This is a genomic window from Ensifer sp. LC163 (assembly GCF_001695855.1).
Lineage (GTDB): Bacteria > Pseudomonadota > Alphaproteobacteria > Rhizobiales > Rhizobiaceae > Ensifer.
Genome location: NZ_MBSS01000005.1, coordinates 90,930 through 114,321, shown reverse-complemented (window position 1 = coordinate 114,321; position 23,392 = coordinate 90,930). Strand labels below are relative to the sequence as shown.

General features: G+C 63.2%; 21 protein-coding genes and 1 tRNA gene. 16 read left to right on the top strand and 6 right to left on the bottom strand.

From position 1 onward, the window contains the following. Nucleotides 1–139: 139 nt before the first annotated feature. From BC360_RS05625 to BC360_RS05605, 5 genes are read left to right on the top strand one after another with little or no spacing between them, the layout of a single operon-like run. Nucleotides 140–1,021, top strand: a complete 882-nt coding sequence (locus tag BC360_RS05625; RefSeq protein ID WP_065780873.1) for a MurR/RpiR family transcriptional regulator — start codon at nt 140–142, stop codon at nt 1,019–1,021. Between the two features lie 43 nt (nt 1,022–1,064). After that, nucleotides 1,065–1,727: an isochorismatase family cysteine hydrolase gene (locus BC360_RS05620; protein WP_083222454.1), complete on the top strand. Its 663-nt coding sequence runs from the start codon at nt 1,065–1,067 to the stop codon at nt 1,725–1,727. A 36-nt stretch (nt 1,728–1,763) separates the two neighbouring features. After that, on the top strand, nt 1,764–3,110 hold the full coding sequence (locus tag BC360_RS05615; protein WP_065780874.1) for a glutamine synthetase family protein: 1,347 nt from the start codon (nt 1,764–1,766) through the stop codon (nt 3,108–3,110). Nucleotides 3,111–3,125: 15 nt separating this feature from the next. Continuing rightward, entirely contained in the window at nt 3,126–3,947 is an 822-nt protein-coding gene (locus BC360_RS05610; RefSeq protein WP_065780875.1) for an N-formylglutamate amidohydrolase, read from the top strand. After that, on the top strand, nt 3,944–5,263 hold the full coding sequence (locus tag BC360_RS05605; RefSeq protein ID WP_065794556.1) for an aspartate aminotransferase family protein: 1,320 nt from the start codon (nt 3,944–3,946) through the stop codon (nt 5,261–5,263). Before BC360_RS05610 ends, BC360_RS05605 begins: the two co-directional genes overlap by 4 nt. 26 nt (nt 5,264–5,289) lie before the next feature. Here the strand turns inward: BC360_RS05605 and BC360_RS05600 are convergent, their stop codons facing one another. Then, the gene (locus BC360_RS05600; RefSeq protein WP_065794555.1) at nt 5,290–8,217 is read right to left on the bottom strand and encodes an aminotransferase; all 2,928 of its coding nucleotides are present in this window, start codon (nt 8,215–8,217) and stop codon (nt 5,290–5,292) included. 63 nt (nt 8,218–8,280) lie between these two features. Beyond that, nucleotides 8,281–9,024 (bottom strand): histidine utilization repressor, encoded by a 744-nt coding sequence (hutC, locus tag BC360_RS05595; RefSeq protein ID WP_065780878.1) that lies wholly within the window; start codon nt 9,022–9,024, stop codon nt 8,281–8,283. Between the two features lie 138 nt (nt 9,025–9,162). Here hutC and hutF point away from each other — a divergent pair, with 138 nt between their 5' ends. The 6 genes from hutF (at nt 9,163) to BC360_RS05565 (ending at nt 15,508) form a co-directional block, all read left to right on the top strand. Beyond that, nucleotides 9,163–10,539, top strand: coding sequence for a formimidoylglutamate deiminase (hutF, locus tag BC360_RS05590; protein WP_065794554.1), 1,377 nt, complete (start codon nt 9,163–9,165; stop codon nt 10,537–10,539). Nucleotides 10,540–10,573: 34 nt separating this feature from the next. Next, nucleotides 10,574–11,608, top strand: coding sequence for an ABC transporter substrate-binding protein (locus tag BC360_RS05585; protein WP_065781127.1), 1,035 nt, complete (start codon nt 10,574–10,576; stop codon nt 11,606–11,608). Between the two features lie 161 nt (nt 11,609–11,769). Further along, complete coding sequence (locus BC360_RS05580; protein ID WP_053249722.1) at nt 11,770–12,627, top strand: ABC transporter permease; 858 nt, start codon at nt 11,770–11,772, stop codon at nt 12,625–12,627. Then, nucleotides 12,620–13,447, top strand: coding sequence for a betaine/proline/choline family ABC transporter ATP-binding protein (locus BC360_RS05575; protein WP_065794553.1), 828 nt, complete (start codon nt 12,620–12,622; stop codon nt 13,445–13,447). The genes BC360_RS05580 and BC360_RS05575 overlap by 8 nt, the downstream gene beginning before the upstream one ends. After that, complete coding sequence (locus tag BC360_RS05570) at nt 13,440–14,927, top strand: HAL/PAL/TAL family ammonia-lyase (RefSeq protein ID WP_065794552.1); 1,488 nt, start codon at nt 13,440–13,442, stop codon at nt 14,925–14,927. The genes BC360_RS05575 and BC360_RS05570 overlap by 8 nt, the downstream gene beginning before the upstream one ends. After that, nucleotides 14,924–15,508, top strand: coding sequence for a HutD family protein (locus BC360_RS05565; RefSeq protein WP_065794551.1), 585 nt, complete (start codon nt 14,924–14,926; stop codon nt 15,506–15,508). The genes BC360_RS05570 and BC360_RS05565 overlap by 4 nt, the downstream gene beginning before the upstream one ends. Before the next feature lie 29 nt (nt 15,509–15,537). Here the strand turns inward: BC360_RS05565 and BC360_RS05560 are convergent, their stop codons facing one another. Continuing rightward, nucleotides 15,538–16,104 carry an acetyltransferase gene (locus BC360_RS05560; protein ID WP_413813725.1) on the bottom strand — a complete coding sequence of 189 codons (567 nt, stop codon included), beginning with the start codon at nt 16,102–16,104 and terminating at the stop codon, nt 15,538–15,540. A 274-nt stretch (nt 16,105–16,378) separates the two neighbouring features. Between BC360_RS05560 and BC360_RS32300 the strand changes: the two genes are divergently transcribed. The 4 genes from BC360_RS32300 to tcmP all read left to right on the top strand — a co-directional run bounded on the left by BC360_RS32300 (nt 16,379) and on the right by tcmP (nt 19,787). Continuing rightward, complete coding sequence (locus tag BC360_RS32300; RefSeq protein WP_167590805.1) at nt 16,379–16,525, top strand: hypothetical protein; 147 nt, start codon at nt 16,379–16,381, stop codon at nt 16,523–16,525. Nucleotides 16,526–16,768: 243 nt separating this feature from the next. Then, entirely contained in the window at nt 16,769–17,830 is a 1,062-nt protein-coding gene (locus tag BC360_RS05555) for a DMT family transporter (protein WP_065794549.1), read from the top strand. Nucleotides 17,831–18,042: 212 nt separating this feature from the next. Beyond that, a complete protein-coding gene (locus BC360_RS05550) occupies nt 18,043–18,876 on the top strand; it encodes a DUF5131 family protein (protein ID WP_065794548.1) in 834 nt (277 codons plus the stop codon). Nucleotides 18,877–18,914: 38 nt separating this feature from the next. Continuing rightward, a complete protein-coding gene (gene tcmP / locus BC360_RS05545) occupies nt 18,915–19,787 on the top strand; it encodes a three-Cys-motif partner protein TcmP (protein WP_065794547.1) in 873 nt (290 codons plus the stop codon). 104 nt (nt 19,788–19,891) lie between these two features. Here tcmP and BC360_RS05540 read toward each other — a convergent pair. From BC360_RS05540 to BC360_RS05525, 3 genes are all read right to left on the bottom strand, one after another. After that, nucleotides 19,892–19,968, bottom strand: a tRNA-Met gene (locus tag BC360_RS05540). Nucleotides 19,969–20,102: 134 nt separating this feature from the next. Further along, nucleotides 20,103–21,299: a tRNA 2-thiouridine(34) synthase MnmA gene (mnmA, locus tag BC360_RS05535; RefSeq protein ID WP_065794584.1), complete on the bottom strand. Its 1,197-nt coding sequence runs from the start codon at nt 21,297–21,299 to the stop codon at nt 20,103–20,105. Nucleotides 21,300–21,689: 390 nt separating this feature from the next. After that, on the bottom strand, nt 21,690–22,439 hold the full coding sequence (locus tag BC360_RS05525; RefSeq protein ID WP_065780886.1) for a helix-turn-helix transcriptional regulator: 750 nt from the start codon (nt 22,437–22,439) through the stop codon (nt 21,690–21,692). Nucleotides 22,440–22,925: 486 nt separating this feature from the next. On the opposite strand from BC360_RS05525, the gene BC360_RS05520 reads away from it, so the two are divergent. Beyond that, nucleotides 22,926–23,201, top strand: a complete 276-nt coding sequence (locus tag BC360_RS05520) for a DUF1153 domain-containing protein (protein WP_003527546.1) — start codon at nt 22,926–22,928, stop codon at nt 23,199–23,201. Nucleotides 23,202–23,392 lie beyond the last annotated feature (191 nt).

The window sequence follows — 23,392 nt, the reverse complement described above, 5'->3', positions numbered from 1 at the left end:
CTCGGGCCAGTTCCCGAAATGAAAGTTATCTCTTCTCGATCAAATGTCAATCTTGTTTCAAAAAACATTCTCTGCTAGCAATTATGTAACAAAAATTAGAAACTGGGGTTCAAGCCATCATTTTTGGGAGGCGGAAATCGTGGCAATCCGGGATCGACTGACTGAAGGGGCTATTACCTTCACGCGATCGGAACTGAAGATCGTGCGGCAGCTCCTGTCGAACTATCCGGCGGCGGGACTGAATACCGTTGCCTATCTGGCCTCGTCGGCGGGGGTCAGCAATCCGACCGTCGTGCGCTTTGCCAACAAGCTTGGTTTCGAGGGTTATCCTGAGTTTCAACAGGCGCTGCTCGGCGAAGTGCAGGAGCGCATGAGTTCGCCGCTGTCGATGCTGGACGAGCGCCGTCCGTCGCTGGAGCAGGAAAATTTCTACCAATACTTCCTGCGCGCCAGCATCCATGCACTCGAATCCTCGATGCAGATGTTGCCCTCGGAGGATTTTGAGGCAGCGGTCGATGCGGCCGCCGACACGAGCGCCCGCGTCCATTGCCTCGGCGGCCGTTTCAGCGGCTTTCTCGCCGGCCTGCTCTGGTCGCATATGAAGCAGCTGCGCGGCGACACCCGCTGGATCAACGGCAGCCAGGCCGATCAGGTCGACCAGCTCGTCGATCTCGGCAAACGCGACGTGCTCTTCGTCTACGATTACCGCCGCTACCAGAACGACACCATTCGCTTCGCCCGGCGGGCGGCCGCACAGGGCGCACGCATCGTGCTGTTCACCGACCGCTGGCTTTCGCCGATCGCCGATTTTGCCACCGTCACGCTGACGGCACCGGTCGACACCGTCTCGCCCTATGACACGATGGTGCCGGCCATCGCCCAGACCGAAGCGCTGATCGCCGCGCTGACGGCCCGTCTCGCCACCCAATCACGCGCCCGCATCGAGAAGATGGAGGAGCTGCGACGCGGCTACGCCATCACCGAAGATGCCCTCAACCCGAACGTCGACGACGGCCGCTGACACGCTTGCCGAAAGGCAAAAACCACAACCGAGGAGAATCCCAATGAGTGCCGTTACAGTAAAGGTCGGGGACGACATGCTAAGACGCGACAGCGACTACGAGCGCGGCCGCACCTCCGTGCTGTTCGTCGACATGCAGCGCATCTGGTGCGAACCCAATCTTGATCCGACCCATCCGCAGGACGCCGACAGCTACTATCACAAGCGGCTGCGCCAGACCGTCATCCCAAACCAGGTCCGCATCCTCGAAGCCGCGCGCAAGGCCGGTTGCGAAGTGCTGCACACCGTCATCGAGAGCCTGACGCTTGACGGCCGCGACCGCTCGCTCGACCACAAGCTGTCCGACATGCATGTGCCGAAGGGCTCGCCCGAGGGCCAGGTCATTCCCGAACTGGCGCCTGTAGACAACGAGATCGTGCTGCCGAAGACGTCTTCCGGCGTCTTCAACTCCACCAACATCGACTACATCCTGCGCAACCTCAACACCCGCTACCTGATCATCGCCGGCGTCATCACCGACCAGTGCGTCGACATGGCCGTGCGCGACGCCGCCGACCGCGGCTATCTCGTTACCGTCGTCAACGACGCCTGCGCGACCTACAGCCCCGAGCGCCACGAAGGTGCCCTTCGCGCCTATTCCGGCTACTGCTGGACCACCGATACAGACACCGTCGTCAACCGCCTTCATGGCCTGCGCCAAGCCTGAGCCGCCGTCGAAAATCTTGAGACAAGAGGGGAATTCATGACCGAGAACAACAACGGCAAGGCTCATTCCGCGCTGACGGAACTCGCGACCTTCGTCACCACCGACATCGCCGGCATCACCCGCGGCCGCAGCTTCGCCGCCTCGCAGATCGACGACTATCTGCGCAAGGGCGTCGGCTGGGTGCCGGCCAATCTGGCGCTGACGCCCTTCGACCAGATCGCCGAGAACAATCCCTGGGGCTCGGCCGGCGACCTCCGACTGATGGCCGACCCCGCCAGCAAGGCGCGCATCACCTGCCTGCCCGACGTCACGCCGCTGCATTTCTATCATTCCGATATCACCGACCTCAAAGGCGACCCTTGGGAGTGCTGCGTACGCAGCTTCCTCAAGCGCACGCTTCAAGAGTTCGAGCGCGAGGCCGGCCTGAAAGTCATCTCCGCCGTCGAGCAGGAGTTCCAGCTTCTCGGCGTCGACTGGCCCGACGCGCCGTCCTTCGGCCTGCGCGCCCAGCGCCGTGCCGAACCCTTCGGCCCGCTGTTGATGGCGGCGCTGCAGGAAGCGGGCGCCGACCCGGAAATGTTCCTGCCGGAATACGGCAAGGACCAGTTTGAGATCACCTGCCGCCCGGCGGATGCGCTGACCGCGGCCGATCGCGGCGCGACGATCCGCGCCGTCACCAAGGAAGTGGCCGCCCTCTTCCGCTGGAACGCCAGCTTCGCACCGAAGACGAGTGCCAACGGCGTCGGCAACGGCGTGCACCTGCATGTCAGCTTTACCGATCTCGACGGCAGCCCCGTCACCTTCGACGCCTCGCGCCCCGGTCGCCTGTCGAAGGTCGCCGGATCCTTCGCCGCCGGCGTCATCCGCCACCTGCCGGCGCTGACCGCCTTCACCGCCCCGTCGGTGCTGTCCTACATGCGCCTCGTTCCGCACCACTGGAGCGCTGCCTATACCTGCCTTGGCGAGAAGAACCGCGAGGCGACGCTCAGGATCTGTCCGACGCTCGACCTGCCCGGCAGCAACCCGGCCAAGCAGTTCAACATGGAGTACCGCGCCGCCGACGCCTGCGCCAGCCCGCACCTGTCGCTGGCCGTCCTGCTGAGGGCCGGTCTCGAAGGCATCAGGGCCGGCCTCGAACAGCCGCCGCTGATCAACTCGGATCCCTCCGATTTCTCCGACGAGGACCAGAAGAAGCTCGGCATCCGCCGCCTGCCTGCAAGCCTGCCGGAAGCGCTCGAAACACTTGCCGAAGACACGGTGGTGACTGGCTGGTTCGCCAAGGACTTCCTCGATTGCTACGTCGCGATGAAGCGCAAGGAAATCGAGATCGTCGATGGCCTCTCTCCCGACGAACTCTGCGCCCGCTACGCGGCCGTCTACTGATACGGATAGGCTCCCATGACTTCGACAACGGCCATCAAGAGCCCCGACCGACACGGACGGCACGACCCTCGCCAGCCGCTTCTGGCGATCGACGAGCCGCCGCCCTATGCGGTGTTCAATCCGGACGGAAAATCGCCGTTCCTGCTTTTATGCGAGCATGCGTCCAACCGCATGCCGCGTGCACTCGACGACATGGGCCTGCCCGAACACGAGCGCCGGCGCCATATCGCCTGGGACATCGGGGCCTTAGCGCTCGCTCAGCATTTGAGCCTCAGCCTCGACGCGCCGCTGTTCTTCACCAACTATTCAAGGCTGGTGATCGACTGCAACCGCCCGCTTTCGGCGCCGTCCTTCATTCCGCAAGTGAGCGAAACGACGGAGATCCCGGCAAACAGGGATCTCACTGAAGCGGAGCGAAAGCAGCGGATTGATACGCTGTTCACGCCCTTCGCCGACGCGGTTTCCCGACGCCTCGACCTGCTCGAAGCGAAAGGCGAGCGGCCGTTCGTCGTCGGCGTGCACAGCTTCACCCCGGTCTATTTCGGCAAGCCACGGCCGTGGCAGGCGGGTATTCTCTATCGTGACGCCGAGGCTTTCGCGCAGTCTTTGATCCGGGACTTGAGCACCGAAGAGCAGCTGACGATCGGCGACAACGAGCCCTACAATATTCATCCGGACGAGGACTATACAGTGCCGGTGCATGCCGACGCGCGCAAGCTGCCGGGCGTGCTGATCGAAGTCAGGCATGACCTGATCGATACCGATACCGGCGTCACAGCCTGGGGCGAGCGACTGACCCGTTGTCTCCAGACGAGTCTTGGGGAGTGCCGCCGGTGACCGAAGGCCTCTACGCCAGGGACGGACAGGCGATTGCCGGCCTGCAGAAGCTGCGTTTCTTTCCACTCGCCATCGCTGGCGGCCGCGGCGCACGCCTCATGGAGGAGAACGGTCGCGAGCTGATCGATTTTTCCGGTGCGTGGGGTGCTGCGAGCCTTGGCTATGGCCATCCCGCACTCGTCGAGGCCGTATCGCGGGCCGTCGCCAACCCGGCGGGCGCAAGCGTTTTGTCCGCCGCCAACGCACCGGCGACCGCTCTTGCGGAAAAACTGCTCAGCCTTTTCCCTGGCAAGGGACGAAGCAAGGTCTGGTTCGGCCATTCCGGCTCGGACGCCAACGAGGTGGTCTTCCGGGCGATCGCGAAGGCCACCGGCCGCACCGGCGTCATTTCCTTTGTCGGCGCCTATCACGGCTGCACCACCGGCTCGATGGCCTTTTCCGGCCATAGCGTCCAGGCGGGCGCGGCCAAGGCGGAAGGCCTGATCCTGCTGCCCTACCCCGACCCCTATCGACCCTACCAGGGTGATGTCACCGGCGACGCGATCCTCGACCTCCTGAAACAGCGGTTCGCAACGACCGCGACCCCGGAACAGATCGGCTGCGCCTTCATCGAGCCGATCCAGTCGGACGGTGGGCTGATCGTGCCGCCGGAGGGGTTCTTCAAAAAATTCACCGACCTGTGCCGGCAACACGGCATTCTCGTCGTCTGCGACGAGGTCAAGGTCGGGCTCGGCCGCAGCGGCAGGATGCATTGCTTCGAGCACGAGGACTTCGTGCCCGATATCCTGACGATCGGTAAAGGGCTCGGCGGCGGGCTGCCGCTTTCGGCAGCGATCGGCCCGGCCGAGATCATGGACTGCGCCACGGCCTTTGCGATGCAGACCCTGCATGGCAACCCGGTCTCGACGGCCGCCGGCCTTGCCGTGCTCGAAACCATCGACCGGGAGGGTCTGGTCGAGGCCGCCCACCGAAAGGGCGAGCGCCTGCGCGAAGGCCTGCGCCACCTTTCCGGGCGCCACGCCCTGATCGGCGACGTGCGCGGACGCGGCCTGGCCTCGGGGGTGGAGCTGATTGCCGACCGCAACAGCCGGGCGCCGGCAGCGCGAGAAACCGCCAAGCTGATCTACCGCGCCTATGAACTCGGCCTCGTCGTCTATTATGTCGGCATGAACGCCAATGTGCTGGAAATGACGCCGCCGCTGACCATATCGGACACGGACATCGACCGGGCGCTCGACATCCTCGACCGCGCTTTGGGCGATGTCGCAGCCGGCCGCGTTTCCGACGCGGTGCTCGCCGACTTCGCCGGCTGGTAAGAGATCTCCGTCGGCGGGACTGCTCCCTACCAGCCCTCCTCCAGGACCCGTGTCAGCATGTCGGCGAAGAAGTCAGCGCTTTCCCGGCTGAGGCAGAGCGGCGGCTTGATCTTCAAGACGTTCAGATGGTCGCCGGTCGGCTGCATGATGACACCGAGTTCAAGGAGACGATCGCAGATGGCAGCGGTCTCTTCCGTTGCCGGTTCCAGCGTTTCGCGATCGCGGACGAACTCGACGCCGAGATAAAGCCCCATGCCGTGCACGGCGCCGACGAGCGGAAAGCGCTGTTCCAGCGCTTCGAGCCTCGTCTTGAGGTAGCCGCCGACGACACGCGCATTCTCCTGCAGTTTCTCCTCTTCGAGAAGATCGAGCACCGTGAGCCCAACGACGGAACTGACCGGACTGCCGCCAGACGACGAGAAGAAATAGCCTTCCTTCTCCAACGCGTCGGCAATCTCGCGCCGGGTGATGACGGCCCCGAGCGGATGGCCATTGCCCATGCCCTTGGCGACGGTGATAATATCGGGCACCACGCCCTGCTCCTCAAACCCCCAGAAATAGTCCCCGAGCCTGCTGTAGCCGACCTGCACCTCATCGGCGATGCAGACGCCGCCGCGCTGCCGGACCATGGCATAGACGGCGTCGAGGTAGCCTTTCGGCAGGGGAATGCCGCCGGCATTGCCATAGACCGGCTCGCAGATGAAACCGGCAAGGCCTTGGCCCCCGTCCTCCAGTTCGCGCAGCTTGGTCGCCACCGATCGCACATAATTGTCGGTCGTGTCGGATCCCCGGAACGGGCCACGATAGGTGTTGGGCGCCACCACCGCATGCACCCAGTCGGGACGGGTGCTGAGTGCCTGCGGATTGTCGGCGATCGAGGTCGAGACCGCGTCGCTCGCCACCGTCCAGCCGTGATAGGCTTCGAGCAGGCTGACGACGTTGCGCTGGCCGGAAAAGGCCCAGGCAAGCCGCAAGGCGAGATCGTTGGCTTCCGAGCCGCTGTTGACGAGGAAGACCGTATCGAGGCCATCAGGCGCAAGTGCTGCAAGCCGTTCGGAAAACTCGGCGACCGAGGCATAGTGGAAACGCGAATTGGTGTTGAGCAGCGACCATTGCCGGCCGACCGCGGCCGCCAGCCGCGGATGTCCGTGGCCAAGGATGGTGACGTTGTTGACCATGTCGAGATAGGCCCGGCCCTCGACGTCGAACAGGTGCTCCTTCCAGCCGCGCTCGATCTGCGGCGGCGTGCGGTAGTAGTTCTTCTGCGGCTTGGCGAAATGCTGCTGACGGCGATCAAGGAGGTCGGCAGCATGGGGCCTGGGCGCATCGCAGTCGAATCCGAGGATGCCTGATGGTGACGGGCAGAGCACGCGCCAGGCGTCCGCCTGGCGGGCCGGAGCAAACAGCGGTGGAATCAGCCCCGGCTCGCGGCAGAGCTGCACCCGCATCAGGCCGAGCCCGTGGCCGGCCTCGACCGCCACGCCGATCGGCATGCCGGCGGCGACGGTCTCATCCGTATCTTCAGGCGGCTCGAGACCGGAGAGGTGGAGAACCACTGAAGGACCGTTCAGGACCATCCGCCCGTCATGCCATTCGGTTCGGCCGGCAAAAGGTGCCCTGACGACGGTGCCGGTCGGCAGGCAGAGATCGACATGCAGCGCGAAGGTTGGCGCCGGCGTCGATGCCCGAAGCGTGCTCTCGGTCAGCCGATACTCGCCATAGCGGGTCGACGCCATGCCGATCGCATGCGCCGCCGTCTGCAGCAGCGAGGTTGGAAGGCCATCGTGCTGCCAGCGCTCCTCGGGAAGCAAGGGGCTCAGGATCGAAAGATCGATCTGGCGCACGCCGGCCGGCTCTATCTCGATGAGCAGTCCCTCGCCGACCACCGGCGTCGTCGCCTCCGGTGCCGCATCGACGGCACGCAAGATCGCATGTTGCATCAGGGCCGGCCGCACGGAGACGGCAACGTCGAAGATCTCGCGCTCATGCGCGGCGTTGCCCTGCACATAGGCGTTGTCGGGGTCGATGGTGAGCTGCTGTTCGGAACTGGCGACCAGGACCGCGGCGCGCGCGACGATCAACGGCCACAACGCCTTCAGTTCGCTTTCCTCAAGCGGGCAGACCGCGTGAAAGGCCCGGACGGCCGGCAGAATGAAGAGAGGATCGCCATCGGCATGGTGCAGCAGCGAGGCGCAGGTGACCGCCAGTTCGGCGACGAGCCAGCCCTTCAGAATATCGCCGAAATCAATGACGCCATCCGGGATCGGTCTGCCGGCGGTATCCGGCTGACCAACGACATTGTCGTCGGTGACGTCGTGGTGGATGGCCTGGATGCGCAGATCGGCTGTCAGGGGTTGAAGCCGGCGCATGGCCCCGACCATGGCCTCGGCAATTCGTTTCTTCAGGCCCTCGTCGGTCATGGCGGCAAGCAGGTGCAGTGCGACCGGTGCGGCGTGCCGCAGGTCCCATTGCAGTTCACGGTCAAGGCCCGGATGATCGAAATCACGGAGCGCCACCGCCAGCCGCCCGGCGATGTCGCCGAGTGCAGCCACCGTTTCCGCCGCCAGATACTTGCGCCGCGTCAGCGGCACGCCATCGAGATAGGTCAGCAGACGAACGCGATAGGCCTCGCCGCGCACCGTCACCTCGACGATGTCGTTGCCGTCGAGCGCGCGCACGACCTGCGACGCCCGCACCGAGCCGGCCTGGCGGGCGAGATGCAGCAAGGCGGCGTTCTGGGCCTGCAGCTCCTGCAGGTCATAGGCCGCCTGGCAGATCTTCAGCACGAACCGCGCCTCGCCGGTGTCGATCCGATAGTTGCGATCCTGCTGGCTTCCCAGTTCGGTCAAGGCGCCGGAGAGGCCGAAATGCTCCGAAAGAATGCGCGACGCGTCCTCAGACGTCACATCGGGCCTTGGCAGCTGCGTGCGAAGCTTCAGCGCGTCTTCAACCATAGTGTTGCCTTTCTCACATCCGGCACCATGCCAACTTCCGAATCGACCGAGCGGGTCTGCCGGCTATTGCGACACACCTTCAAGGCGATAACGCGTTCCAGGATAAAGAAGGCGCGCCGTCGTCACATTGGCAGTGTCGGACCAGGTGCGACGCCGGATCATCAGGCAGGGCTCGTTACGATCGATGCCGAGCAGCTTGCATTCCCAAGGTTGCGGCGAGACCGCCTCGACGATCTGTTCGGTACGGGTGATCGGTGCGACCGCCGTCAGATAGGCGTTCGGCGTCATGTCGCGAAAATCCTGCTCCATATATTTCGGGCAGATGGCCGGGTTGACGAACCGGTCTTCGATCTGGATCGGCAGGCCGTTTTCCGAATGGACCATGATCGAATGGAATACCCGGGCTCCCGTCGCAAGCCCGAGCGCATAGCCGATTTCCGAAGGCGCCACCTCTTCCTGCATCAGCGTCATGCGCGAGGTGTGCGCATGGCCGCGTTCACGGATCTCGTCGGCAATATTGCGCACCTCCAGAAGTGCGGTGCTGCCCTTGTGTGCCGCGACGAAGGACCCGACCCCCTGAACGCGGGTGATCGCGCCTTCGGTCGCCAGCTCTCGCAGCGCCCGGTTCGCAGTCATGCGGCTGACGCCGAGATCGGCGACGATCTCGTTTTCGGAAGGGATGCGGTGATGTGCCGGCCATTCCCCGCTGTCGATGCGGGTGCGGATGAACTGCTTCACCGCCTCGTAGCGTGGCACCGGTCCGTCCTCGAATGCGGCCATGTCGTTCCTTCGCCTGGGTGCCGTCATCAGCTCTTGCCCCGTCTTTTCCGGATAGCGAACAAATCATGCGCATCCGGCAATGATTCTTTTCGTTCATTTCGCGCTTGCGCGCCACCGTAAAATATCTATAGTTCCATATACAACTACGTACAGGAAAATCGCAACATGGCAACTTTTCCCGTCAACCGGCTCTTCGCCGACCATGCGCTTCTGCCGACCGGCTGGGCGCAGAATGTCGCCATTGCGCTCGACGCTTCGGGCGGGATCGCGTCCATCAAGGCCGACCAGCCGATCGCCGAAGGTGACGAACGCGTTGCCGGGCCGCTGATCCCCGCCATCGCCAACCTGCATTCCCACGCCTTCCAGCGCGCCATGGCGGGCCTCGCCGAGGTCGCCGGCAGCGGCGATGACAGCTTCTGGACCTGGCGGGAGGAAATGTATCGCACCGTCGGGCTCGTGAACCCCGACGATGTCGAGGCGATCGCCGCCAAGCTCTATATGGAGATGCTGAAGGGCGGCTTCGGACATGTCGCCGAATTCCATTACCTGCATCACACGGCCGATGGCACGCCCTATTCCGATCCGGCCGAGATGTCCCTGCGCATTCTTGCTGCCGCGCAGTCGACCGGCATAGGCCTCACCCATCTGCCGGTCTTCTATGCCCACGCCAATTTCGGCGGCGTCGCTCCGAATGCCGGCCAGCGCCCCTTCCTGCATGATCCCGATCGTTTCCTCGCACTGCTGGAGCGGCTGGCGCCGCTCTGCCGCGACAACGGCCAGACGCTCGGCTACGCCATCCATTCGCTGCGCGCCGCGACGCCGGAAGAGATGCGCACGATCCTCGAACAGGCCCCCGTCAACGGCCCGATCCACATCCACGTCGCCGAGCAGACTAAGGAAGTCGGGGACAGTCTCGCCTGGAGCGGTCGTCGCCCGGTTCAATGGCTGCTCGACGAGATGCCCGTCGACGAGCGCTGGTGCTTGATCCACGCCACCCATCTGACCGACGAGGAGAGACAGCGGCTGGCGCGGTCCGGCGCGGTCGCCGGCCTCTGCCCGGCAACCGAAGCCAATCTCGGCGACGGCATTTTTCCCGCCGTCGACTACATGGCCGAAGACGGCCGCCTCGGCATCGGCACCGACAGCCATGTGGCAACCAGCGTTGCCGAAGAGCTGCGGCTGCTCGAATATGGCCAGCGGCTGCGCGACCGCCGCCGCAACCGGCTTGCCGCCGGCCCGGGCGCCTCGGTCGGCCACACCATTTTCGATGCAGCCCTCAAGGGCGGAGCCCAGGCGGTCGGCCAGAAGACCGCAGGCATCGCGGTCGGCTGGCGTGCCGATTTCGTCGTGCTCGACGGCTCCAATCCGTACGTCGCCGCCGCAAGCGGCAATCAGATTCTCGACCGCTGGCTGTTTGCGCTCGGCGGCGAGACCGTGCGCGACGTCATGGTCGCCGGACAGTGGAAGATCCGCAACGGACGCCACCATCTGGAGGAAGACATCGACCGCGCCTTCGCGCGGGTGCTCATGAAACTGAAGTAGCAATCGAAGCGAATATCAAAAAAGGGGAATGCGCATGTCGATCAGCAAACTGAAACTCACCCTCGCCGCCACCGGCCTCGTGCTTGCCGCTTCCGCCGGCAACGCCAGTGCCTCCTATTGCGGCGACGGCAAGACCGTCACCTTCGCCGGCATCGACTGGGAAAGCGGCGCCTTCATCACCGAAGTGATGAAAACGATCCTGTCCAAGGGCTACGACTGCCAGGTGGATTCGATCCCCGGCAACTCGGTCACGCTCGAACAGGCGACCGCCAACAACGACGTCCAGATCTTCGCCGAGGAATGGCTCGGCCGCTCCGACATCTGGAACAAGGCCGTCGAGGAAAAGAAGGTCGTCGCCGTCGGCAAGACCTTTGTCGGCGCCAGCGAAGGCTGGTTCGTGCCGGAATACGTCATCAAGGGCGATGCCAGCCGCAACATCGAGGCCAAGGCCCCGGACCTGAAGAGCGTGTCGCAGCTTTCCGACGCCAAGATCGTTGAAATCTTCGCCGATCCGGAGGAGCCGTCCAAGGGCCGCTTCCTCAATTGCCCGTCCGGCTGGACCTGCGAAGGCGTCAGCACCGCCAAGCTCGATGCCTACAAGCTCGGCGAGACCTATGTGAACTTCCGCCCCGGCACCGGCACAGCGCTCGATTCCGCCATCACCTCGGCCTATCTGCAGGGCGAACCGATCCTGTTCTACTACTGGTCGCCGACCGCGATCATGGGCAAGTTCAAGCTCGTGCAGCTTGAAGAGCCGGCCTACAGCGAAGCCTGCTGGAAGGAGCTTTCGAGCGCCACCGGCAAGCGCGATGAGGGCTGCGCCTTCCCGTCCGTCGACGTCTCCTACGGCGTCAACAGCACCTTCGCGCAGGAAGCCCCCGAGATCATCGCCATCCTGGAAAAGGCGACCTTCCCGCTGGAAGACGTCAACAGCAGCCTTGCCTACATGACCGACCAGAAGGTCGATGCGGTAGCGGCAGCGGCCGAGTTCCTGAAGACCAAGGGCGACATCTGGGGCAAATGGGTCTCCGACGAGGCCCGCGGTAAGATCGAAGCCAGCCTGAAGTAAAGTCCGTTCGGTCGGCCGGCGCGGGTCCGATGCGCTTCGCCTCTGTCCGAGACAGGGCTGCTCTGTCAGACCCGCGCCGGCCGCACCCTTCGACATCCCGAGGCAAGCGCCATCGGCGGCCGTATCGCGTCCGTCATGGCCCGAGCAAGGAACGACATCCGATGTTTCCGGATTCCCTCAATCTCTCCATCCGCGCGCCGGTGAACGAGTTCATCCAGACGCTGGTCAGCAGCTACGGCTGGGTCTTCAAGGCGATCAGCGCGGTGATTCTGAAAGCCGTGCTGTTCATCGAATGGATCCTGCGCGGCCTGCCCTGGTGGGTCGTCATCCTCGCCTTCATGGCGCTCGCCTGGCAAAGCTCCAAGCGCTGGACGCTGACCGTGGCCGTCGGTGCGCTGCTGTTCTTCGTCGGCGTGCTCGGCCTCTGGGACCTCACCATGCAGACGCTGGCGCTGATGCTGATGGCGACGCTGGTGTCGGTGGCCATCGGCGTGCCCATGGGCATTCTCGTCGCCAAGAGCCGGCTGGTGCGCAACATCACCCTGCCGGTGCTCGACGTGATGCAGACCATGCCGAGCTTCGTCTATCTGATCCCGGCGCTCATGCTCTTCGGCCTCGGCAAGGTGCCGGCGATCCTCGCCACCATCATCTATGCCGTGCCGCCACTGATCCGGCTCACCGACCTCGGCATCCGCCAGGTCGACCACGAGGTCGTCGAAGCGGCAACGGCCTTCGGCGGCAGTCCCAACCAGATCCTCTTCGGCGTCGAACTGCCCTTGGCGACGCCGACGATCATGGCGGGTCTCAACCAGACGATCATGATGGCGCTGTCGATGGTGGTCGTCGCCTCGATGATCGGCGCGCGCGGCCTCGGCGAGCAGGTGCTGAACGGCATCCAGACGCTCGACGTCGGCAAGGGCCTGGAAGCCGGCATCGGCATCGTCATCCTCGCCATCGTACTCGACCGCATCACGCAAGGTTTCGGCAAGAGCCGGACGGAGGATCCCCGCAATGGCTGATATCGAGATCCGCAACGTCTACAAGATCTTCGGCCAGGACGCCAAGGCGGCGCTCGCCATGGCCAAGGACGGCCTCGACAAATCAGAGATCCTTGCCCGCTCCGGTTGCAGCGTCGGCCTCAACGACGTCAGCCTGACGATCGGCGCCGGCAAGATCTTCGTCATCATGGGCCTGTCCGGATCGGGCAAGTCGACGCTGGTGCGCCACATCAACCGGCTGATCGAACCGACCAGCGGCCAGGTGGTGTTCGACGGCAGCAACATCCTCGAGCTCGACGCCAAGGCGCTTCGCACCTTCCGCATGCACCGCGTCAGCATGGTTTTCCAGAGCTTTGCCCTGATGCCGCACCGCACCGTGCTGCAGAACGTCGTCTACGGCCAGCGCGTGCGCGGCCTCTCCAAGGCCGACAGCCGCGACATCGGTATGAAATGGATCGAGACCGTCGGTCTTTCCGGCTACGATGCCAAGTTCCCGCACCAGCTGTCGGGCGGCATGAAGCAGCGCGTCGGCCTCGCCCGGGCGCTTGCCGCCGACACCGATGTCATCCTGATGGACGAGGCCTTCTCGGCGCTCGATCCGTTGATCCGCGCCGACATGCAGGACCAGTTGCTGCAGTTGCAGCAGAATCTGTCGAAGACCATCGTCTTCATCACCCATGACCTCGACGAGGCTTTGCGCATCGGCTCGGAAAACGCCATCCTGAAGGACGGGCAGGTGGTGCAGGTGGGAACGCCTGACGATATTCTCGACAAGCCCGCCAACGACTATGTCGCCCGTTTCGTCCAACGTCGCCAGGGAAGGCCGGAAGCGCATGACTGAAACCATCACCCTTGATGGACCGGCAAGCTGGACGGAGATCGCGGCGGTCGCAAACGGCGCCCGGCTGACGCTTTCCGCTGCCGCCCGCGAGCGCATCGTCAAGGCGCGCGCCGTCGTCGAGGCGCTGGTCGATCGCGGCATCCGCGGTTACGGCATCAACACCGGCGTCGGCGCGCTTTGCGATGTCATCATCGACAGGGAAAACCAGGAAGCGCTGTCGCGCAACATCATCCTCAGCCATGCCTGCGGCGTCGGCGAACCGCTGGGGCGAGCCGAGGCACGGGCGGTGGTGGCCGCCCAGATCGGCAACTTCGCCCATGGTTATTCCGGCGTGCGGATCGAAACGGTCGAGGCGCTCACGGCCCTGCTCAATGCCGGCCTCATTCCCAATATCCCGTCGCGCGGCTCGGTCGGCTATCTCACCCATGCCGCGGCGATCGGCCTCGTGCTGATCGGCCACGGCTCGGTAAACGACGGCAGGGAAACCTTGAGCGGTGCCGAGGCGCTGCGACGGCTTGGGCTGCAGCCCCTGCGCCTGCAGGCCAAGGAGGGCTTGAGCCTCGTCAACGGCACGCCTTGCGCCACCGGCCTGGCAGCGCTGGCGCTGTCGCGCGCACAAAAACTCTTTGCCTGGGCGGATGCGGCAGCGGCGCTGACTTATGAAAACCTCGGCAGCCAGGCCAATGCCTTTGCCGCCGGCCCGCTGGCACTGCGCCATTCTCCGGGGCTGCAGGCGGTCGGCAAGACGCTGCGCGACTTCCTGGCGGATAGCCCGATGCTGGCAGCAAGCGCCGGCACGCGCACGCAGGATCCCTTGAGCCTGCGCGCCGTACCGCATGTGCATGGTGCGGCCCGCGACGCCTTCGACCATGTGGCCGAGGTGGTGAACCGGGAGTTGGCTAGCCTCACCGACAACCCCGCCGTATCCGGCACGCCGGAGGCGCCGGAGGTGCACTCGCAGGCCCATGCCGTGGGTGCTGCCCTCGGCCTTGCCATGGACAGCCTCGCGGTCGCCGTCGCCGAAGTTGCGGCCATATCGGAGCGCCGCATCGACCGGCTGGTGAACCCGCTCGTCAGCGGCCTGCCCGCCTTTCTCGCCGGCGACAGCGGCGTCTCTTCCGGCTACATGATCGCCCAATATACGGCCGCCGCCCTTGCCGCGGAAAATCGCCGGCTGGCAGCGCCCGCAAGCCTTGATGGCGGCATCACTTCGGCGCTGCAGGAAGATATCCTGACACATGCCACGCCCGCCGCCTGGAAGGCGCTGGCCATCGTCGACAACCTCGAGCGCATCCTCGCGATCGAGCTTCTGGCCGCCGCCCAGGCCTACGACCTGCAGCCGCGCACAAACGCCAAGGCGAAACGCACCGGGGCGCTCTACCAGCGCATCCGGACCGCCATTCCCGCCTATGCCGACGACCGGCCGATGAACGAGGATTTCGACCGCATGCGGCTCGTCATTCAGGAAAGCACGCCATGAAGTTCCTGCCCGCCTCCGGCCACAAGCGCATGCCCTGGAAAAACGGCGGCGGCGAAACCATCGAGATATCAGTCTTCCCGGACGGCGCGTCGCTTTCGGAGTTTGACTGGCGGGTGAGCATGGCGACCGTCGCAAGCGATGGCCCGTTCTCCGCTTTTCCCGGCATCGACCGCACGCTGTCGATCCTTAGAGGCAACGGCATGACGCTGCTGATCGACGGTCGCGACCCGGCCCGATTGACGGAGGCGGATGCACCCCTTGCCTTTCCCGCCGACGTTGCCACTTCGGCCAGCCTGATCGACGGCACGATCGTCGACCTCAATGTCATGACACGGAGAGGCAAGCTGACGCATCACGTGCGCAGGCTGGCGGTCGAGGGCGAGCATTCGCTGGCGAGCGAGGCTGCCACCGCCATGCTCTTTTGTCATCGCGGTGCGGTGACGCTGGACGCCAACGGGCAGATGCTTGCGCTTGCGGCCGGCGACGCCATGACGCTCTCCGGGCCGCTTGCCGTCACGTTGAAGGCGCCGGCGCCGTGCGAGCTGTTTTTCATCGAGATCGACACCGCAGACGGCGTTTGACACCGGCAGCCGGGCAGCGGCCGGCCGGATTACGCCCGGCGCAGATGCAGCAGCGGATAGGGCCGGCCGTCGTCATCGACCGGCGAACGGCCGGTGGTTTCAAATCCCAGACGGGCGTAGAAGCCTGCACCGGAACGATTCTGCTCGTTGACATCGACCGTCAGCACCGGATGCAGCGTGGCCGCATGTTCTACCAGCACGCGCCCGACACCGCCGCCGCGGGCCTCGGCATGGACGAACAGGGCGTCGATCCGCGCCTCGCTCATGCCCATGAAGCCAAGGGCGACATCGGCGGCATCGACAGCAATCCACAGCGCCGCCTGCGGCAGGTACTGGGTGGCGACCATCTGTTCGATGGCAGCGAAATCTTCGCTTGAGAGAAAGTCATGGGTCGCAACGACGGCGCTGCGCCAGATATCGAGCGTGCGCGGAAAATCGGCGGGACGGGAACAACGAATGGAAATCGTCATCTGAGAAATCACTATGAAATGGCCGTTCGCTTTCGTGAACCACTGACGAAGGCACGCCTTCTGGCGAGTGTCACAGGCGCAAACAGCAATGGGAGACAATAACGCCATCTCGGAACGCATGCGCATGGGCTCGCCACAATACGCACGAAAGCGAATTCTTCAAGCTGGCTGCCGCTCTTGCCTTCAACAAGGGCCCGCGCCAACCCCGTTCCCGTCTCACGCTATGGTGATCTCCCCGTGCCGATCGGGCGATGGCCTTGCCGACAGCATTCTCCGTTCAGAAATCAGTAACCATACGGCGTGTTACCCGGGGAACAGCGCAGTCGACGCCACACGATAGTCTCCGTGCCACGGTTTGACAGTCTCCCATCGACAAACACAAGGCTTGGAGGATACGGGCATGATCAAGACCGGTTTCGGCGTTTCCATCACAGTGCTCGCCTTCTCGGTCGCAGTGATCGCCTTCATGCATGTTGCCCTGTCCCAATACCGCACGGATATCACCGCGCCCGACTACAGCGTGATCACCTCGTCGATCCACGAATAACCGCAGCCACGGACACCGTCTCCGTTCGCCGCCTGAGCGGCGCCGATATCGGCAGCACCTCCTCGCCAGCATCGGACACGGCCTGTGGCCGACACCGGCGCATGAACGACCGATCGGCGTGGAGGAGAAACCCTCGCCCCCTTGCCGACGTCGACAAAGACTTCCCTTCGCAAAACTTAGCTGCTTGGATGGAGCGCACCGGCCGCCTCGTGGCCGATGTCACCTATTGCCAGAAAGTCTGCGATGTCGAGCGATCATTCCCACCTCTGGCCCGGCGTTCCCCTCGCTTTGGGCTCGGCCGTTCTCTTCGGCGCCTCGACGCCGCTTTCGAAGCTGCTGCTCGGCGCTGTCGATCCCTGGCTGCTGGCGGGCATGCTTTATCTCGGCGCCGGGATTGGCCTGGCGATCATCCACCGCGCCCGCGCTCTGGTCGGGCTTGATGGCGTCGAAGCGCCGCTGGCGCGCGCCGACATTCCCTGGCTGATGTCAGTCATCCTGTTCGGCGGTGTGCTCGGCCCGCTGCTGCTGATGTTCGGCCTGTCCCAGACCACGGCCGCCTCCGGATCGCTGCTCCTGAACCTCGAGGGTCTGGCAACGATGGCCATCGCCTGGCTGGTGTTTCGCGAGAACGTCGATCGCCGGCTGCTGCTGGGGGCAGCCGCAATTCTCTGCGGCGCGGTTCTCCTGTCGTGGAACGGTGCGGGCCTGAGCCTCGATCGCGGCAGCCTGCTGATATCAGGCGCCTGCCTTGCCTGGGGCATCGACAACAATCTGACGCGCAAGCTCTCCTCCGCCGATCCCGTCCAGATCGCCATGATCAAGGGCTTGGCCGCCGGCGCCACCAACCTCGTGCTTGCCCTGTCGCTCGGCGCCTCGCTGCCGTCTGCCGGCCTCACCACTGCCGCAGCCCTCGTCGGCTTCCTCGGCGTCGGCATCAGCCTCGTGCTGTTCATGCTCGGCCTGCGCCATCTCGGCACGGCGCGAACCGGCGCCTATTTCTCGCTCGCCCCCTTTATCGGCGCACTGCTTTCGATCGCGCTGTTCCGCGACGCGATCACCCTACAATTCCTCTCAGCCGGCCTGCTGATGGCCTTCGGCCTCTGGATGCACCTGGCCGAGCGCCACGACCACGAACACGCCCACGAGGCGCTCGAACACGAACACGCCCATATCCACGACGAGCATCACACCCACAGCCACGACGGGCCGGTCACCGAACCGCATTCCCACTGGCACCGGCACGAACCGATGCGGCATAAACACCCGCATTATCCGGACCTGCATCACCGGCATAGTCATGGGTGAGTGCGGATAGGATCGCCGCCTGTCCCAGTTTGACCGACCGTTCCGGTCACGGAGAGGTACGTTCGGTAGCGATAATGCGCTGCGAGTTCCCGCAGTTCCTCTGTCCGGGCTGAAACGCACATTTAGTGGACCTTCAAAGGTCGATTTTAAATCTTTGGGAACCATGTGAGTTGAAGGTACGATGCAACCGATTTGATGCAAGGAGTAGCGCGATGGCCATGAACTCAACGATTGAGTGGACCGATCACACGTTCAATCCTTGGACCGGTTGCACGAACATTAGCCCAGGTTGCGACAACTGCTACGCGGAAGCATGGTCGAAAAGATCTGGGCATGTGAAATGGGGAAACTCACCTCGCAAGCGGACCACAGAGGCTTATTGGAAAGCCCCCCACATTTGGCAGAAAAAATCTGCACAGTTCGCTGCGCAGCACGGTCGTCGCCAGAGAGTATTCTGCGCGTCACTAGCTGACGTCTTCGACAATAAGGCTGACCCTGTTTGGCGTGAGGAGCTTTTCTGCATTATTAAAGCGACGCCCGCTCTGGATTGGCAGCTTCTGACCAAGCGTCCGCAGAATATCCGCAAGATGCTGCCAAATGACTGGGGAGATCACGGCTACGCAAACGTTTGGCTCGGCTTCACTGCCGAGGACCAAACCCGGTACGAGCAGCGAAAACGCTTCATCGCAGAAGTGCCGGCGGCAGTTTGGTTCATATCCTACGAACCTGCCATCGGACCGCTCCGGATTGCAGAAAACGACCCGAAGCCGAACTGGCTAATCAGCGGTGGCGAAAGCGGCCACGGCGCACGGCCAATGTTAGCTCAATGGGCACGCGATGTAATATCCGACTGCCAACGCCTTGGCATTGCCGCGTTCCACAAACAGTGGGGCGCAATCGGCAACAACCCGCTTGTGCAAGAGCAGGGCATGGCACCCAGCGAAGTGAAGGAGCTTGATACTTTCGGCAAAGGAGGCGGCTTACTCGACGGACAACTGATCCGTGAGTTTCCAATCGTGCGCTATCCTGAGGAGAATGCCGCCTGACGCCTTGACGAATCGCTGGCCATCGAATGCCATGAGGAATGGCAAAACATCCAGAATTGTTTCCCGATGCGCCCCAACAACTCTCTCCTATGAAAATGCGGAGAGACGCAGAGCACAAAGTTTGGACCGAGAATAAGGCCCAGCTAATAGCTCGTTACCTGCGGTACTTCGTTTTTATTACGAAACACGGCGCCTATATCGACGGCTTTGCCGCACCAAAGGACCCTTCCAATCCTCAGAGCTGGGCAGCCAAGCTCGTGGTGGAGAGCGAGCCTAAATTCCTACGGCAGTTCTTCTGGTGTGAACTTGAGCCCGAGCGAGCGGGATACTTGCAAGCTCTGAAGAACGAGCAATCACCGACAAAACCAGCTCGTCGATACGAAGTGCTGATCGGTGACTTCAATAAATCCATCGATAACATCCTTGCGAGCGGTGTGATCACCGACAAGACCGCTACGTTCTGCTTGCTTGACCAGTTTATGTGCGAGTGTGAGTGGGCGACGCTCCAGAAATTAGCCTCCCACAAGACAGCAGGGCAAAACAAAATAGAGCTCTTCTATTTTCTCGGGGTGGGGTGGATGTCGAGAGGGTTAGCAGGTTTCACCAAAAACATTGACATCCCTCGCCGGTGGTGGGGACGAGACGACTGGCAGTCTTTACAGAAACTCGGACCAACCAAGCTGACGTTTGAATTCGAAGAACGGTTCCGGAAGGAGCTTGGATACCGCAACGTCTTTTCGTTTCCGATCTACGAGCATGAAGGGCAAAACGGAAAGCATATGTTCACGATGATCCATGCATCGGACCACGACGAAGCGCCGCGCCTTATGCAACGCGCTTACAGGAACGTGATGCAACCCCTCGAAGATGAGGACCAGCTCATATTGGAGCTTGCAGCGCTACCGCTATGAATACGCGAACCCTTGAACAGGCCCGCTTGTGGTATCGTCACGATAACATTCAGCCTATCTAACTTTAGAAATGCTGTCGTTTCATTCATGCGCAATGAGAAAATTGGTAGCGGAGGAGGGATTCGAACCCCCGACACAAGGATTATGATTCCTCTGCTCTAACCTACTGAGCTACTCCGCCGGGTACCGCGTCAGGGCTTCGAAGGTGAAGCCGTCTTGACTGGACGGGCGGCTTATAAGGCCCGGTTCAGCCAAGTGTCAAGCCAAGTCGCAGGGAAAATGTGAAGTTTTCCCGCGCCATCGGAAATGTCTGCCTCAGGCAGCCGCAGGCGCCGCCAGAAGCACCTTCAATGCGGCTTCGGCGCCGGCTTCGCGCTCGGATTTGCGGATGAAGCCGCCGCCATAGACGCGGGCGTCTTCGCCGACGCCGGAATAGAGCGCGCAGGCCTGGCCCGGCGCGATGCCGGCTTCGCCCTCGGCAAGCTCGACATAAAGACCCTCGGCGTCGCGCTTGAGGATGGCGGGCGCCGGCTGGCGGGTGGAGCGGACCTTGGCGAAGCAGTCGAAGCCCGCAGCCGCGACGACTTCGAGATCCTCGTCGCCCAGCCAGTTGACGTCGCGCAGGTAAACCCGGCGCGTTTCCAGCGCTTCCTTGGGGCCGACGATGACGCGGCGCGAGCGGGCGTCGAGATAGACGACATAGAGCGGCTCGCCGGTGGCGATGCCGATGCCGCGGCGCTGGCCGATGGTGTAGTGCAAAATGCCGTCATGGCTGCCAAGCACGCGGCCATCGAGATGCACGATCTCGCCGGCAAGCGCCGCATTCGGCTTCAGCTTGGAAACGATGTCGCTGTACTTGCCCTGCGGCACGAAACAGATGTCCTGGCTGTCGGCCTTCTGGGCGACGACAAGGCCCATCTCTTCGGCCAGCACCCGCGTCTCGGCCTTGGAGAGGTGGCCGAGCGGGAAGCGCAGATAGTCGATCTGCTCCTGCGTGGTGGCAAAGAGGAAATAGCTCTGGTCGCGGTCGGCGTCGGTCGGGCGATAGAGCGCCCGCTGGCCGGCATAGCGCGGGTTCGGGCTCGGCCGCGAACGGATATAGTGGCCGGTCGCCAGCGCATCGGCGCCGAGCTCCTTGGCGGTCGCCAAGAGATCGGCGAACTTGACCGTCTGGTTGCAGGCAACACAGGGGATCGGCGTTTCGCCGGCGACATAGCTTTCGGCAAACGGGTTGATCACCGTTTCGCGGAAGCGCGCTTCATAGTCGAGCACGTAATGGGGGATGCCGAGCGTTTCGCAGACGCGGCGCGCATCGTCGATATCCTGGCCGGCGCAGCAGGAGCCGGCACGGTGCACGGCAGCGCCATGATCGTAAAGCTGCAGCGTGATGCCGAGAACGTCATAACCCTCGCGTTTGAGCAGGCCGGCGACGACGGAACTATCGACACCGCCGGACATGGCGACGACGACACGCGTATCTTCGGGCTTACGGTCAAAATCGAAACTATTCACGGGATCCAATCCGGCCTTCGGGTGGCGGCGACAGCGCTCGCCCCTGTTTCACGCTTCATGCGATGCAATGCCGGGCAAATAGCGCGCGGCCCGCTCTCGCTTCTACAGCGCCGCGCGTCTTATCAGTCGCGCAAAGATCGCTGCAGCACTAAAATTCCAGAACATCTTCTCCGCTTCCTGCGGTTCCACTTGAAAGCGGGGTGCTCCAAAGCGCGTCGCGATCTCTAGGATTCGCTTGTTGCGCTTTACGTTCCTGTCTTTGGGCATGTCGTTATCGCAAAACCGCTGCGCACTTTTGCGCGACATGCTCTAATCGCCGACATATAGAAACTTGTCCGCCCGGCGGCAAGGGCGGTGCCATGGCGAAAGGCCGGCCGCGGCGGGCCTGCCTCAGATCAGTTTCAGCCGCATGGCGCGGGCGATCGCCTGCATGCGGTTGACGGCGTCGAGCTTGCGGGTCGCGCTCTTGAAATAGCTGCTGACCGTGTAGGTGGAGATGCCGAGGATGATGGCGATCTCGTCGCTGCTCTTGCCGGCGGCGGCCCAGCGCAGACACTCGATCTCGCGGCTCGACAGCTTTTCACGCGCCGAGCTGCCGGTGTCGAAGGTGCGCTCGAGGCATTCGAACAGTTGAACGAGCGAGAGATACAGCGTCGCCTGCTCGACGCCGACCGGCGGCTCGCGCCGCCCGGACAGCATGGCGACGAAGGGGTCGCCGCTGCTGGTGTGCAACTGGACGGCGAAGTGACGCGCCATTTCGGGATGGGCAAGTAGCCGGTGCACCATCGCCTCGTCGGCTGGCTTGCCGGCGGCGTCGAGCAGCTCGGCGCCGCCGGTCACCGGCAGCTTGGTGCCGCGCAGGCGCTCGACCAGCACGCTCGACTGAAAGGTCTCGCAGGCGTCGTATTGGCGCACCAACTCGGACGGCCAATTGCTCAGCACCAGGCGTTCTGAAAAGCGCTGCTGCTCGGCCAGCGGCAGGCGCGCGATCATGAAATGGCCAAAACCGTAACGCGCGATCAACCGCCGCATCAGATGCAGAAGCTCGTATTCGGTGCGGACGGCAGCCGTATCGATTTCGGAAATCATCTCCGCCGTCTCAGCCTCGCGCAGCAAGGCTGGGTCATTCGATTCCTTCATCTCTGATCACCACATCACCAGTGCCAACGCGCCTGGTCGAGAGAATACAACGGCCCCGAAAATCATCCGGCGCATGAACTTCACCCGGCAGCCAGAATACAGCCACCCTCTCCGGCATGCCCGCGAAAGCAACGCGACCGGTTGTGAAAATATGACGATGCACCAAGAATGAATCGGGAGCGCACAAACGTCGCTCATCCTTTATTTCGGCGCCTCGTTACCAAGAATTTTAGTTAAAGTGAAATGTGGTAATTGCATGGCTCCCATGTAAAATCCGCGATAATCCAGAGCTTTCCGGACAATAAGGCGGCTATTGTCGAGCGCGACAGGCGTCGCGATCGCCGGCGGGACGTTGCGGAAGTGATCGAGGGAGTGTGCGGAAGTATTTAAAATTATGAGCAAATCGTTACTGACGGCTTAGGCAAATGTTAAATGTGGCGGGCTAAGGTCAGGCTCATATGGTCTTGAGTTTGTGTAGAGAGTCCCATGACCGAAATGATGCGACCACGTGTAAAATATGTCATCGGCCCCGATGGCAGCCCTCTGACGATTGCGGATCTGCCGCCGGCGAATACCCGGCGCTGGGTTATCCGCAGGAAGGCTGAGGTGGTTGCCGCTGTCCGCGGCGGCCTTTTGAGCCTTGAGGAAGCGTGCGAACGCTATACCCTCACTGTCGAGGAATTCCTGTCCTGGCAGTCCTCCATCAACGATCACGGTCTGGCCGGCCTGCGCACGACACGCATCCAGCAATATCGCCACTAAAAGCCCCCGACAGGGCCATAGGTTGAACGGCGGCCCCGGGATTTCCGGTGGCCGCCGTCTTCGTCTTTTCCATCGCCCGCCTCGCCTGCCAAAAGGCACCATTTCGGCGACAGTGCGTTTCCTCCCGTTTCCGCCAAACCGGTTTCGAACGCTGCAGTCATGCGATAGCATCGTCGGCAACACGCAAACAT

Coding starts and splice junctions, on each gene's coding strand:
- BC360_RS05615 (WP_065780874.1), top strand. CDS start 1,764: ATGACCGAGAACAACAACGGCAAGGCTCATTCCGCGCTGACGGAACTC.
- BC360_RS05565 (WP_065794551.1), top strand. CDS start 14,924: ATGAAGTTCCTGCCCGCCTCCGGCCACAAGCGCATGCCCTGGAAAAAC.
- BC360_RS05570 (WP_065794552.1), top strand. CDS start 13,440: ATGACTGAAACCATCACCCTTGATGGACCGGCAAGCTGGACGGAGATC.
- tcmP (WP_065794547.1), top strand. CDS start 18,915: ATGGCAAAACATCCAGAATTGTTTCCCGATGCGCCCCAACAACTCTCT.
- BC360_RS32300 (WP_167590805.1), top strand. CDS start 16,379: ATGATCAAGACCGGTTTCGGCGTTTCCATCACAGTGCTCGCCTTCTCG.
- BC360_RS05585 (WP_065781127.1), top strand. CDS start 10,574: ATGTCGATCAGCAAACTGAAACTCACCCTCGCCGCCACCGGCCTCGTG.
- hutF (WP_065794554.1), top strand. CDS start 9,163: ATGGCAACTTTTCCCGTCAACCGGCTCTTCGCCGACCATGCGCTTCTG.
- BC360_RS05550 (WP_065794548.1), top strand. CDS start 18,043: ATGGCCATGAACTCAACGATTGAGTGGACCGATCACACGTTCAATCCT.
- BC360_RS05520 (WP_003527546.1), top strand. CDS start 22,926: ATGACCGAAATGATGCGACCACGTGTAAAATATGTCATCGGCCCCGAT.
- BC360_RS05525 (WP_065780886.1), bottom strand. CDS start 22,439: ATGAAGGAATCGAATGACCCAGCCTTGCTGCGCGAGGCTGAGACGGCG.
- BC360_RS05555 (WP_065794549.1), top strand. CDS start 16,769: ATGTCGAGCGATCATTCCCACCTCTGGCCCGGCGTTCCCCTCGCTTTG.
- BC360_RS05620 (WP_083222454.1), top strand. CDS start 1,065: ATGAGTGCCGTTACAGTAAAGGTCGGGGACGACATGCTAAGACGCGAC.
- hutC (WP_065780878.1), bottom strand. CDS start 9,024: ATGACGGCACCCAGGCGAAGGAACGACATGGCCGCATTCGAGGACGGA.
- BC360_RS05575 (WP_065794553.1), top strand. CDS start 12,620: ATGGCTGATATCGAGATCCGCAACGTCTACAAGATCTTCGGCCAGGAC.
- BC360_RS05600 (WP_065794555.1), bottom strand. CDS start 8,217: ATGGTTGAAGACGCGCTGAAGCTTCGCACGCAGCTGCCAAGGCCCGAT.
- BC360_RS05560 (WP_413813725.1), bottom strand. CDS start 16,104: ATGCGCATGCGTTCCGAGATGGCGTTATTGTCTCCCATTGCTGTTTGC.
- BC360_RS05580 (WP_053249722.1), top strand. CDS start 11,770: ATGTTTCCGGATTCCCTCAATCTCTCCATCCGCGCGCCGGTGAACGAG.
- BC360_RS05610 (WP_065780875.1), top strand. CDS start 3,126: ATGACTTCGACAACGGCCATCAAGAGCCCCGACCGACACGGACGGCAC.